This window comes from Ramlibacter sp. (genome assembly GCF_050250995.1).
Lineage (GTDB): Bacteria > Pseudomonadota > Gammaproteobacteria > Burkholderiales > Burkholderiaceae_C > Ramlibacter.
Genome location: NZ_JBFWNP010000027.1, coordinates 1 through 12800, shown reverse-complemented (window position 1 = coordinate 12800; position 12800 = coordinate 1). Strand labels below are relative to the sequence as shown.

Sequence of the window (12800 nt, the reverse complement as noted above, 5' to 3'; positions counted from 1 at the left end):
GCGCTATTTTGATCTACATCGTCTCGGAGAAGAGTTCGCGGCCGATCAGCATGCGGCGGATCTCGCTCGTGCCCGCTCCGATCTCGTACAGCTTCGCGTCGCGCCAGAGGCGGCCGAGCGGATAGTCGTTGATGTAGCCGTTGCCGCCGAAGATCTGGACGCCCTCGCCCGCCATCCACGTCGCCTTCTCGGCGCACCAGAGAATGACCGAGGCACAGTCCTTGCGCACCTGCCGCACGTGCTCGGCGCCCAGCGAATCGAGGTTCTTGCCGACCGTGTAGCAGAAGGCGCGGCCGGCCTGCAGCACGGTGTACATGTCCGCGACCTTGCCCTGGATGAGCTGGAATTCGCCGATGCTCTGGCCGAACTGCTTGCGGTCGTGGATGTAGGGCACCACGTTGTCCATCACCGACTGCATGATGCCGATGGGGCCGGCGGCGAGCACCGCGCGCTCGTAGTCGAGTCCGGACATCAGCACCCTGGCGCCGCCGTTGACGCTGCCCAGCACGTTCTCGGCGGGCACCTCGACGTCCCGGAACACGAGTTCGCCGGTGTGCGAGCCGCGCATGCCCAGCTTGTCGAGCTTCTGCGCGATGGAGAAGCCCTTCATCGTCTTCTCGATCAGGAAGGCGGTGACGCCGCGCGCGCCGAGCTCGGGCTCGGTCTTGGCGTAGACCACCAGAGTGTCGGCGTCCGGGCCATTGGTGATCCAGAACTTGCTGCCGTTGAGCAGGTAGTAGCCGCCCTTGTCCTCGGCCTTCAGTTTCATCGAAATGACGTCGCTGCCCGCGCCGGGCTCGCTCATGGCGAGCGCGCCGACGTGCTCGCCGGAAATGAGCTTGGGCAGGTATTTCTTCTTTTGCGCCTCGCTCCCGTTGCGCTTGATCTGGTTCACGCACAAGTTGGAGTGCGCGCCGTACGAGAGGCCGACCGACGCGGAGGCGCGAGAAATCTCCTCCATTGCGATCATGTGCGCGACGTAACCCATGTTCGCGCCGCCGTATTCCTCCGGCACCGTGATGCCGAGCACGCCGAGCTCGCCCATCTTGCGCCACAGGTCCATCGGGAACTGGTCGGTGCGGTCGATCTCGGCCGCGCGCGGGGCGATCTCGCTGCGCGCAAAGGACGCCACGGCGTCGCGCAGCGCATCGATGTCTTCGCCCAACTGGAAGTCGAGGCCGGGGAGTTGCATGGAGTCTCCTGGAGGTTCGGTGCGGGGGCGTCGTCGCGGCCCGACAGCGCGCTTCCGATTCTGATTGACGTTTACGTAAACGTCAATCAGGCCCGCTGCGCCTTGCCCTTCTCGAGCCGGGCGAGCAGCGCCCGCGATTCCTTCTCGTGCGTCTTCACTTCCTCCAGGTTCGCCTGGAGCTCGGCGAGCTGCTCCTCGAGCTGGGCGCGGTGCTGCGCGAGGATGGCGAGGAATTTCTTCAGTTGCGGGCCGGTGTCGCGCGGCGTGTCGTACACGTCGATGATGTCGCGCGCCTCGGTGAGCGACAGGCCGAGCCGCTTGGCGCGCAGCGTGAGCTTCAGCCGCGTGCGGTCGCGCGAACTGTAGATGCGGTTGCGGCCGCCCGGGCCGGAACGCTCGGGCTGCAGAAGGCCCATGTCCTCGTAGAAACGGATCGCCCGCGTCGTGAGATCGAATTCGCGGGCCAGGTCGCTGATGGTGTACGTGGTCGCGGCGGCTGACATGCGGCCGATTACATCTGACGTTTACGTCAACGTCAATCGGCCGGACGGCTTCACCAGGGCGGCAGCGGCTCGTCCTTCAGCTGCGCGCGCAGCTGCGCGTACTCCGGCACGACGGTGCGCACCGTGTCCCAGAAGCGCGGGCTGTGGTCCATCACGCGCAGGTGGCTCAGCTCGTGCGCCACCACGTAGTCGATCACGGGCTGGCGGAAATGCACGAGCCGCCAGTTGAGCCGGATCGAGCCGTCGCTGTGCGCCGTGCCCCACAGCGTGCCGGCGCTCGACAGCGACAGCTTGCGCCACTGCACGCCCAGCAGCGGCGCGAAATGCTCCAGCCGCTCGGTGAAGATGCGCTTGGCCTGCCGCATCAGCCAGGCCTGCACGGCATCGCGCACCTGCGCGGGCTTCGCGTTGTGCGACAGGCCCAGGTGCAGCGTGAGGCGCGGCACGCCGGGCAGCGCCTCGCCGCCGGTGTTCAGCACGCCGCCGCTTTCGCTGAAGGCATGACGGGGATCGAGCACGACGATCACGGGCTCGCCGAGGAAGGGAAAGGTCGCGCCGTCCCGCCATTCGATGCGCGACGCCTCGATGCGGTCATGCCGCTCGCGCGCCTGCTGCAGCTTGCCGACGATCCATTTCGACTTGCCGCGCAGCGCGGACTCGACCTCGGCGACCGTCACCCACTTCGGCGCGCTCACGACGAGGCCTTCCGGGCCGACCGTGAAGCCGATGTTGCGCCGGCGACCGCGCCGGAAGTCGTAGGCGACGTGGACTTCGCCCAGCAGCACTTCGCGGTTCGCGTCCGGGTGGCGGAACGAGTGGGGGTGGAGGACGCGGTCCAGCGGCTCGGCGGGCGCGGCCGCTTCCGCGTCCACAGGCGCGGGCGCCGGTTGTGGCTGCTTCTTCGCGGCGGGTTTCGGCTCGTCGAAGAAATCGAACAGGAGCTGAAACGGGGACTGCATGGGCTGCCAGTGTAGGGCCTGCTCCCTCAGTCGCGCGGCTGTGACCCGGTAGTCCCCGCGTAGGCCTCGGGATCAAGCCGGCGCATCTCGGACTCGATCCATCGTTCGACTTCGCGCATCAGCTCGTCGGGCTGCCGGCCTTCGCTCGGGATCGGCTTGCCGATGGAGACGTCGACGATGCCGGGGCGCTTGACGAAGGCCTTGCGCGGCCAGCACTTCGCGGACGTCACCGCAATGGGGATCACGGGCGCGCCGGTTTCGATGGCCAGCCGCGTGCCGCCGTTCTTGTACGTGCCCTTCTGCCCGCGCGGGATGCGCGTGCCCTCCGGGAACATGATGACCCAGATGCCCTGGGCGAGCAGCGTCTTGCCCTGCGCGACCACCTTCGAGAAGGCTTGCGCGCGCTGGCTGCGGTCGATGTGGATCATGTCCAGCCGCGCCATCGCCCAGCCGAAGAACGGGACGTAGAGCAGTTCCTTCTTGAACACGTAGGCGAGCGGGTGCGGCATGAGCACCGGCATGAGGAAGGTCTCGAGGGTCGACTGGTGCTTCACGAGCAGGATGGCGGGGCTCGTCTCCCCCTGGGGCAGGTTCTCCATGCCCGTCACCCGCCACTGCACGCCGCAGATCGCACGCAGCCCGTGCATGGCCCAGCCGAGCCAGCGCGCGGCCATCCAGTACAGGGGAATGCCGCCGCGCCAAAGCGACGCGATCAGCATGATGATGCCCCACGGCACCACCGTGACGAGCATCCACAGGCCGTGGACGATGGAGCGCAGGACCGCCATCATGGCGCGAGCATCCCGCGGGCGGGTTGCGGCCGCTCGATCAGCCAGTCGGCGAAGGCCGACAGATTGTCGTGGACCCGCGTGCCGTGCGGAAACGTATCCGGCAAGGGCAAGCCGCGCAGCGCCTCGCCCTTGCCCGTGAGCACGAGATGCGGCGCGCAACCGACGAGCGCGCCGGCCTGCAGGTCGCGCAGCGTGTCGCCGACCACGGGCGTGCTCTTCAGGTCGACGCCGAAGCGCTCGCCGATCTGTTCGAACAGTCCCGGCAGGGGCTTGCGGCACTGGCAGCCTTCGTCGGGGCTGTGCGGGCAGTAGAACACCGCGTCGATGCGCCCGCCGACGGCCGACAGCGCCTTGTGCATCTTCGCGTGGATGGCGTTGAGCGCCGCGACGTCGAAGAGGCCGCGGCCGAGTCCCGACTGGTTGGACGCCACGGCGACGTGCCAGCCGGCGTGATTCAGGCGCGCGATGCCCTCCAGCGCGCCCGGCAGCGGCTCCCATTCCTCCGGCGCCTTGACGAAGTCGTCGCTGTCGCGGTTGATGGTGCCGTCGCGGTCGAGGATGACGAGTTTCATGCCTTGCGAACTCCGGCGGGCGGCGACGACACGAAGTGCGCGGCGTGGCGGCTCATGACGCCAGGCGCGAGAGGTCGGCCACGCGGTTCATCGCCTGGTGCAAGGTCGCGAGCAGGCCCAGCCGGTTCAGGCGAAGGTCGGTTTCCTCGGCATTCACCATCACGTCGTCGAAGAAGCGGTCGACCGGCTCGCGCAGCGCGGCCAGCGTCTGGAGCGATGCCGTGTAGTCGCCGGCGTCGAACTGCGCGCCCGCCCTGGGCGCCACATCGTTCATCGCGGCGTACAGGCGCTTCTCGGCGTCTTCCTTCAGCAGGTTCATGCTCACGTGCGCATCGGCACGCTCTGCCTTCTTGAGGATGTTGCCGATCCGCTTGTTGGCCGCGGCGAGCGCCGGCGCTTCCGGCAGCGCGGCGAACGCGCGCACGGCGGCGAGGCGCTTCGGGATCGTGGACCAGCGGCCGAGCTTCTGCGCGTGGATCGCGGCATCGACCTCGGTGGCGGAATAGCCGCCTTCGCGCAGGTAGCCCTTGAGGCGTTCGACCAGGAATTCGTCGAGCTCCGTCGACTTGTCCTGCAGCATGCCCGCGGGGAACGCCGAGAAGGCGAGGCGCGTGAGCTCGTGGAACTGCAGCGGCAGCTCCCGCTCGATCAGCATGCGCACGACACCCAGCGCATGGCGGCGCAGGGCGAACGGATCCTTGTCGCCCGAGGGGAGGTTGCCGATGCCGAACATGCCGGCCAGCGTCTCGAGCTTGTCGGCCAGCGCCACCGCGACGCCCGCCGCGCCACGCGGCAGCGCGTCGCCCGCGAAGCGCGGCTTGTAGTGGTCCTCGATCGCGAAAGCGACGCCTTCGGCCAAGCCGTCGTGGCGCGCGTAGTAGCCGCCCATGATGCCTTGCAACTCGGGGAACTCGCCGACCATGTCGGTCAGCAGGTCCGCCTTGGACAGGCGTGCGGCGAGGTCGGCCTCCTGCGCCAGCACGTCGCCGCCGAGCTGCGCGCCGATGGCCCTGGCGATCGCGCGCACGCGCTCCGCCCGCTCGCCCTGCGTGCCGAGCTTGTTGTGGTACACGACCTTGGCGAGTCCCGCCACGCGCGACTCGAGCGACTTCTTCCGGTCCTGGTCGAAGAAGAACTTGGCGTCGGCCAGCCGCGGGCGCACCACGCGCTCGTTGCCGCCGATCACCGCGCTCGCATCCTGGGGACGAATATTGCTCACGACCAGGAAGCGGTGCGTCAGCCTGCCCTGCGCATCGAGCAGCGGGAAATATTTCTGATTGGCCTTCATCGTGAGGATGAGGCACTCCTGCGGCACCGCGAGGAATTCGGTCTCGAACTCGCAGGTGAGCACGTTCGGCCGCTCGACCAGCGCCGTCACTTCGTCGAGCAGCGCGTCGTCGTCGATCGGCTTGGCGCCCCCGCCCACTTTCGCGGCGGCATCGGCCAGCTGACGCACGATTTCCGCCCGGCGCGCGCCGAAGCCGGGGATCACGGCGCCTTGCGCTTGCAGCGCTTCTTCATAGGCATCGGCGTTCGCGAGCGTCACGGTCCCCGACGATTCGAAACGGTGGCCCTGCGTCGTGCGGCCGGCCTTCAGGCCGAGCGCCTCGATGGGCACGACGTCCGCGCCGTGCAGTGCGACGAGGCCGTGCGCGGGTCGGACGAACTTCACGTCGCTCCAGCCGTCCGCCAGCTGGTAGGTCATCACCTTCGGGATCGGCAGCTTCGCCAGCGACTCGTCGAGCGCCTTCTGCAGCCCTTCGGCAAGCGTCGCGCCCTTGGCCGTGCTTTCGTAGAACAGCGCCTCGGCCTTGCCGTCCTGCGCGCGCGTGAGGCGCGGCACCGCGGACGCATCGGCGCCCAGCGCTTGCAACTTCTTCAGCAGCGCGGGGGTCGCGTTCCCCGACGCATCGAGGCCGACACTGGCCGGCATGAGCTTGGACCTGACCTGCTTGTCCGCGGCTTGCGAGCGCACGCCCTTCACATGGACGGCGAGCCGCCGGGGCGAAGCGAAGGCGGCGAAGGCCGGTTCGCCGTCGACGAGGCCGTCCGCCTTCAGCGATGCCGCGAGCGTGCCGGCGAAGGAATCCCCGAGCTTCTTCAACGCCTTCGGCGGCAGCTCCTCGACGAAGAGTTCGACGAGGAGATTCGAGACCGTGGCGTCGCTCATGCGGCCTCCGGCACGAGTTTGTCGGCGACCATCTTCGCGGTGGCGGCTTCCGCCCACGCTTTCGGCGCCATCGGGAACCCGAGCCGCTGGCGGCTCACGAGATAGGCTTGCGCGACGCTGCGGGCGAGGTTGCGGATGCGTCCGATGTACGCCGCGCGTTCGGTGACGCTGATCGCGCCGCGCGCATCCAGCAGGTTGAACGTGTGCGCGGCCTTCAGGACCTGCTCGTACGCGGGCAATGCCAGTTGCTGCTCCATCAGGTGCTTCGCCTGCTTCTCGTGCGCGCCGAACGCGGTGAACAGGAACTCGGCGTCGCTGTGCTCGAAGTTGTAGGCCGACTGTTCCACCTCGTTCTGGTGATACACGTCGCCGTAGGTAAGCCCTTCGGTCCACTTGAGCTGGAAAACATTGTCCACGCCTTGCAGGTACATCGCGAGACGCTCCAGCCCGTAGGTGATCTCGCCCGTGATGGGCTTGCAGTCGATGCCGCCGACCTGCTGGAAGTACGTGAACTGCGTGACCTCCATGCCGTTGAGCCACACCTCCCAGCCCAGGCCCCACGCGCCGAGCGTGGGGTTCTCCCAGTCGTCTTCCACGAAGCGTATGTCGTTCTTCTTCAGGTCGAACCCCACCGCTTCGAGCGAGCCGAGGTACAGCTCCAGGATGTTCGCGGGCGCGGGCTTGAGCACCACCTGATACTGGTAGTAGTGCTGCATGCGATTGGGGTTCTGCCCATAGCGGCCGTCCTTGGGGCGGCGGCTCGGTTGCACGTACGCGGCCTTCCAGGGCTCGGGGCCGAGCGCGCGCAGGAAAGTGGCCGTGTGCGAGGTGCCCGCGCCGACTTCCATGTCGTAGGGCTGCAGCAGCGCGCAGCCCTGGGCATCCCAGTACGACTGAAGCTTCAGGATAAGTTGCTGGAAGGTGAGCATGGACGGGCGAGGCGAAACCCTCGATTTTACGGGGGCGTGGCGGGCCGACGCGCCGCGCGGCCCAGAAGGGCGGCAAGGACCGCGATACCGAGCAGCCACAGGGGCCAGAGGCCGAGTCGCGAGAGCCAGGCGGCGTACGGCGTGATCGCGTCGCTGCCTTGCACCTCTCCGGTCAGCACGCCGCGCGTGAGCCGCGGCAGCGAGTGCGTCACACGGCCGGCGCGGTCGATGATGGCCGTGGCGCCGGTGTTCGTCGCGCGGATCATGGGCCGGTCGAACTCCAGGGCGCGCATGCGGCTGATGTGCAGGTGCTGGTCGATGGCAATCGAGTCGCCGAACCACGCGATGTTGCTCATGTTGACGAAGACCGTGGGCGCGTTCGCGGCGCCGTCCGCGAAGCGGGCGGCGAGGTCTTCGCCGAACAGGTCTTCGTAGCAGATGTTCGGCGCGAGGCGCTCGCCCCGCCATGCGAACGACGCCTGGCGCACCGCGCCGCGGTCGAAGTCGCCGAGCGGGATGTTCATCATCTCCGTGAACCACTTGAAGAACGGCGGGATGAACTCGCCGAAGGGCACGAGGTGGTGCTTGTCGTAGCGGTACTGTTCGCGCCCCGGGTGCAGCGCGATGACCGAGTTGGTATAGCCGTCCACGCGGTTGCCGAGCGGCAGGCTGACGAGGGCCGCCTGCGGCCCGCGGGCGAAGTGCCTGCGCAGGGCCTCGAGATACTCCGCGGGCAGGCGCTGGGGCAGGAGAGGGATCGCGGTCTCCGGGGTGACGACCAGGGACGCCCCGGCGCCGGCCAGTTGCTCGGCATACCAGGCCAGCGCGAAGGGGACGCCGTTTCGCTCGCCGAACTTCTCGTCCTGCGGGATGTTGCCCTGCAGGAGCGCGACGGAGAGCGGCGGCCGCGGATTCGTCGACGGCCCGGGACGCAGCGCGGCATAGTTGCACGCGGCAAGGAGGCCCGCGATGCCGGCGAGGAGGAGCCAATGCCGCACGGCGCGGCCCGCCTCGGGCTGCGCGACCGCGGCAAGCGCGCACGCGATGAGCGCGGCCACCGCGCCGACGCCGTACACGCCGATCCAGGGCGCGAGAAATGCGAGCGGTCCGTCGACATGCGCATAGCCCGACGCACCCCACGGAAAGCCGGTGAACCAGCTCGCGCGCATCAGCTCCGCCAGCAGCCAGAGTCCGGCGAACGACACGGCGCGGGCGAACGGACCGCCGCTCGCATAGCGCACGAACACCCCGCCCGCCGCGGCGTAGTACAGGCCCAGGAAGGCTGCGAGCGCAAGCACGGCAAGCGCGGCCAGCGGCGAGGGCAGCCCGCCATAGACGTGCATCGAAATGAACAGCCACCAGAAGACCCCCCCGAGCCACGCGATGGCGAAGACCCACGCCAGCGCGGCGCCTTCCCGAGCGCCCGCAGCACGTTGAAGCACGGCAGCCAGAGCGGAAAGCGCGAGGATCTGCAGCCACCACTGCGGCTGGCCGTCCCAGGGCGACGCGATGGCGCCGGCTTGGGCGAGTCCCGCGAGAAGCGCAACCGCGAATGCGGGCAGACGCGCGCTCACGCGCCTCGGCCGCCGCAGAGTCGCCACGAGGCGGATGCAGCACCCCGCGAGCGCGGCGCTGTCCACGAAGCGACCGGCACGGGCGCCATGTCAGCCGGCCTTCGCGGCCGTTGCCGGCGACACCTTGAACCAGCGCACGGCGCCGCCCTTGGTGTGCAGCACGACGAAATCGAGCCCGCCCAGCGTGACGGTTTCGCCGCGCTTGGGCACGTGCCCCATCTCGTGGGCCACCAGGCCGCCGACGGTGTCGAACTGGCGGTCCTCGTCCGCGGGCTGCAACTGCACGTTGAACGCCTCGTTCACGCGCTCGATCGAGGTGTCGCCGCTCACGCGGTAGGTGCGGTCGGCCAGGCCGAAGATGTCGCCCTCGTCGTCCTCGATGTCGAACTCGTCCTCGATCTCGCCGACGATCTGCTCCAGCACGTCCTCGATGGTGATGAGCCCGGCGATGCGGCCGAACTCGTCGATGACGACGGCGAGGTGGTTGCGGTTGCCGCGGAACTCGCGCAGGAGATCGTTGAGCCCCTTGCTCTCGGGCACGAACACGGCGGGCCGCAGCAGCGCGCGGATGTTCAGTTGTGGCGCGCGCTGAAGCTTCAGCAGGTCTTTCGCGAGCAGGATGCCGATGATGTTCTCGCGCTCGTTCTCGTACACCGGAAAGCGCGAGTGCGCCGTGTCGATGACGAGGTGGAGGATGTCGTCGTACGGTGCGTCGATGTTGACGACGTCCATGCGCGGCGCCGCGACCATGACGTCGCCGGCCGTGAGATCGGCCATGCGGATCACGCCCTCGAGCATGGCGCGCGACTCCGCGCCGATGATGTCGTTGTCTTCGGCGTCCGCGAGGGTTTCGATCAGCTCCGCCCGCGAGTCGGGGCCGGGGTGGATGAACTCGGCGACTTTTTGCAGGAACGTGCGCTTGTCCTGCCGGTCGAGCGCGTGACGCGCTGGGTGTGGGTCTGACACAGCCTGGAAGGCAGCAGTGGAGGGACCGATAGGATAACTAAAACCCGGCGGCCCCTGTGACTCGGCCGTCGGAGCCCGGCCGGACGGCCCTCATTGCCCCGACTTGTGGCGGCCTTCGCGCACGCCCTGGCGGACTTCCTGCAGTCCTGCGAGAAAGTCGTGGAAGGTCTTGGCCTGTGCCTTGAGCCGGTAGTCGGTCTGGGCGACCTGCTCCTCCACGAGCTCACTCACCCGGGAGTCGAGCGTCGCGGGCGGAAGGCGAAGGTGCGCATCCGTCTCGCCGCCCGTGCGCTCGATCATCGCGCCGGCGTTGCGGGCGATCCGGATCATCGCGGTGTTCTCGCTCAGGGCGTGGATGAACATCAGCTCCACACCCTCGTTGCGCGCATGCATGGCGGCGCGCTCGAACAGGCGCGAGCCGTATCCCCTGCCGCGCGCGTTCTTCGACACGGAAACGCCGAACTCCGCGCAGGCGGACGCGCGATCGTCGGCCATGAATGCGAGATGCGCCACCGCGATCAGCTCGAGCTTGCGGTTGTAGATGCCGAAGATGTCGTCGCGCTCGAAATCGAGGCCATCGACGTAGCGCTGGATCTGTTCGTCGGTGGCCGTGTAGCCGAAACGCAGGTAACGGTCATCGCCCTCCAGCGCCAGCAGATGCGCGGCAATGCGGTCGCGGTGGCCCGGGCCCAGGGACCGGATGGGCACAACGAGCGATGGTGCGCGCTGAACGCGGCTTGAATCGACTTCCATGATTTCAATATAAGGGTTTTCCCGCAGCAACAAGGTGATTTACCTGGGGCGGCCTCCCTAAAACGTACTTCTACGTAGGCGCTGGCCTGCAACGTCAGCCTTCAACGTCAACCTGTTGGCGGCGCCCAGGCTTCGAGCGCGTCCCTCGTGCCTTTCCACAAGGCGCGCAGCGCCGCGGCGCGTTGCGGCGCGTCCGACGGCAGCCCCTGCTTCGCATCGGCCTCCAGCTCGCCAGCGGCGAGGTGCAGCGCCGTCGCCCCGATGTTGCCCGCCGAACCCTTGATCGCATGCGCGGCCGAGGCCAGGGCCGCCGCATCGCCGGCAGCGATGGCCGCTTCCACGCCATCGAGACGCGCCGGCGTGTCGGCGAGGAACAGACCGATCACTTCGCGCGTCATCGTCAGGTCTTCGTCGTCGTAGTCGCGGAATTCCTGCAGGCGGCTGAAATCCATGGCGACGGGGGGTGCAGCGGCAGCGGGTTCTTGCTGTGCAGTACCTGGCATCAAGGATTGCGCCGCGGAGTCTTCGGCTGGCTCATCCGCCGGTAAAGGTATCGGTGCTGCGGCCGACGCGCCGGCGATCCATTTCTCCAGAGCCTGCGCCAGCAACGCCACCTGCAGCGGCTTGGTGAGGTAGTCGTCCATGCCAGCGGCTTCGCACCGCAACCGGTCCTCGGCGGAAGCGGCGGCCGTGACGGCGATGATGGGCGGCGCCTTCGGTCCCCAGGTACTCTGGATCAGCTTCGTCGCTTCGAGGCCGTCGACGTCGGGCATGTTGACGTCCATCAGGATGGCGGCGATGCGCTCGCCCGCCGAGTCGGCCTGTGCCAGCCCTTCGATGGCCTCCCGGCCGTCGGTGGCGGTTCGGACCTCGTAGCCGAGCTTCATGAGCATCGCGCTCGCCACCTTGAGGTTGACCGGGTTGTCGTCCGCCACGAGCACGATGGCATCCTTGCGAACGTCGACCGCGGCGGCCGGGACGGCCGGACCGGCGGTCTCGGCCACGACGCATCGCACGACGGTGTCGTAGAGCTGGTTCTGCCGCGCCGGCTTGAGCAGGCGCGCGGCGAAGAGCGACGCGCTTTCGTCGCCCGCCGGCATGAAGCCCGAACTCAGCAGCACGACGGGGATTCGACGCCAGGTCTCGTTCGCCCGCACCGCGCGGGCGAAGGCCACGCCGTCCATCTCGGGCATGTGCATGTCGGTGATGATCACGTCGGGCAGCGGCGAGCCGCTCAGCAACTCGAGCGCGCGCTGGCCCGAATCGGCGGCATCGACCTGCATGCCCCAGAGCTGAAGCTGGCGCGAAAGCACGCGCACGTTGGTCGCATGGTCGTCGACGACCAGCACACGGATCGACTTGAGCCGCCCGACATCGGCGGGACTGAAGCCGACGGCGAGCTCCGTGGTCGGCGCGGCGATGGTGAACCAGAAGGTGGAGCCCTTGCCCTGCTCGCTCTCGACGCCCAGTTGCCCGCCCATCAAGTCCACGAGGCGCTTGCAGATCGCAAGGCCCAGTCCGGTACCGCCGTACTTGCGCGTCGTGGAAGCATCGACCTGCGTGAAGGCTTCGAAGAGCGCGTCGATGCGTTCCGGCGGAATGCCGATGCCCGTGTCGGTCACCCGGAACTCGAGGATCGCGCGGCCCTGGCCGTCGTCGCGCTTCAGCTGGCGCACATGGACGGCAACTTCGCCCTTCGGCGTGAACTTCACGGCGTTGTTGATGAGGTTGATGAGCACCTGCCGCAAGCGCGTGATGTCGCTCCTGATCGCGGCGGGCACTGCGTCCGCGCCGGTCTCGGGCACGTCGATGATGAGTTCCAGGCCCTTCTCGCGCGCGCGCGGCGCGGCGATATCGCACGCCTCCTCGACCGCACCGCGCACGGACAGCGGCTCCGCTTCGAGGTCGAGCTTGCCCGACTCGATCTTGGAGAAGTCGAGGATGTCGTTGATCACCGCAAGCAGCTGGTCGCTCGACAGTCGGATGGTCTCGAGATAGTCGCGCTGCTCAGGATCGAGCGGCGTCTCGGCGAGCAGCGTGCTCATGCCGACCACGCCGTTCAAGGGCGTGCGGATCTCGTGGCTCATCGTCGCGAGGAAGGCCGCCTTGGCACGCGCCGCGCCCAGCGCCTCCTCGCGCGACGCGGCGAGCTCGGCGGTGCGTTGCTCCACGCGCGCCTCGAGATTCTCGTTTGCCTGATTCAGTGCGAGCGCATCGGCCTCGACCTGCTCGCGAAAGCCCTGCAGTTGCAGCGCGCTGTCGTGCAGTGCCTATTCCACTGATCGCGGGCACCCATTCCACGCGATGGCGGGCAGCGTTCCATCGTGATCGCGGGCAACGTTCCGCCGTGATGGTGGGCAGTCGCGCGTGGCCCGGAGTGACGGTGGAATC

The 12800-nt window shown here is 68.3% G+C and carries 11 protein-coding genes; all 11 read right to left on the bottom strand.

What is annotated here, in order from left to right; genetic code table 11:
• Positions 1 to 13: 13 nt before the first annotated feature.
• Positions 14 to 1192, bottom strand: a complete 1179-nt coding sequence (locus AB7E83_RS17045) for an isovaleryl-CoA dehydrogenase (protein ID WP_428571545.1) — start codon at positions 1190 to 1192, stop codon at positions 14 to 16.
• Between the two features lie 86 nt (positions 1193 to 1278).
• The gene (locus AB7E83_RS17040) at positions 1279 to 1695 is read right to left on the bottom strand and encodes a MerR family transcriptional regulator (protein WP_428571544.1); all 417 of its coding nucleotides are present in this window, start codon (positions 1693 to 1695) and stop codon (positions 1279 to 1281) included.
• Between the two features lie 50 nt (positions 1696 to 1745).
• Positions 1746 to 2654 (bottom strand): M48 family metallopeptidase, encoded by a 909-nt coding sequence (locus AB7E83_RS17035; RefSeq protein WP_428571542.1) that lies wholly within the window; start codon positions 2652 to 2654, stop codon positions 1746 to 1748.
• Between the two features lie 26 nt (positions 2655 to 2680).
• Entirely contained in the window at positions 2681 to 3442 is a 762-nt protein-coding gene (locus tag AB7E83_RS17030; RefSeq protein WP_428571658.1) for a lysophospholipid acyltransferase family protein, read from the bottom strand.
• Positions 3442 to 4017 (bottom strand): D-glycero-beta-D-manno-heptose 1,7-bisphosphate 7-phosphatase, encoded by a 576-nt coding sequence (gene gmhB, locus AB7E83_RS17025; RefSeq protein ID WP_428571541.1) that lies wholly within the window; start codon positions 4015 to 4017, stop codon positions 3442 to 3444. The genes AB7E83_RS17030 and gmhB overlap by 1 nt, the downstream gene beginning before the upstream one ends.
• Positions 4018 to 4069: 52 nt before the next feature.
• Positions 4070 to 6187 carry a glycine--tRNA ligase subunit beta gene (gene glyS / locus AB7E83_RS17020; protein WP_428571540.1) on the bottom strand — a complete coding sequence of 706 codons (2118 nt, stop codon included), beginning with the start codon at positions 6185 to 6187 and terminating at the stop codon, positions 4070 to 4072.
• Complete coding sequence (glyQ, locus tag AB7E83_RS17015; RefSeq protein WP_428571538.1) at positions 6184 to 7116, bottom strand: glycine--tRNA ligase subunit alpha; 933 nt, start codon at positions 7114 to 7116, stop codon at positions 6184 to 6186. Before glyQ ends, glyS begins: the two co-directional genes overlap by 4 nt.
• 26 nt (positions 7117 to 7142) lie before the next feature.
• A complete protein-coding gene (gene lnt, locus AB7E83_RS17010) occupies positions 7143 to 8708 on the bottom strand; it encodes an apolipoprotein N-acyltransferase (RefSeq protein ID WP_428571656.1) in 1566 nt (521 codons plus the stop codon).
• 72 nt (positions 8709 to 8780) lie between these two features.
• Complete coding sequence (locus tag AB7E83_RS17005) at positions 8781 to 9656, bottom strand: HlyC/CorC family transporter (protein ID WP_428571536.1); 876 nt, start codon at positions 9654 to 9656, stop codon at positions 8781 to 8783.
• Between the two features lie 90 nt (positions 9657 to 9746).
• Entirely contained in the window at positions 9747 to 10409 is a 663-nt protein-coding gene (locus AB7E83_RS17000) for a GNAT family N-acetyltransferase (RefSeq protein WP_428571534.1), read from the bottom strand.
• A 107-nt stretch (positions 10410 to 10516) separates the two neighbouring features.
• Positions 10517 to 12580: a response regulator gene (locus AB7E83_RS16995; RefSeq protein WP_428571532.1), complete on the bottom strand. Its 2064-nt coding sequence runs from the start codon at positions 12578 to 12580 to the stop codon at positions 10517 to 10519.
• Between the last annotated feature and the right edge of the window lie 220 nt (positions 12581 to 12800).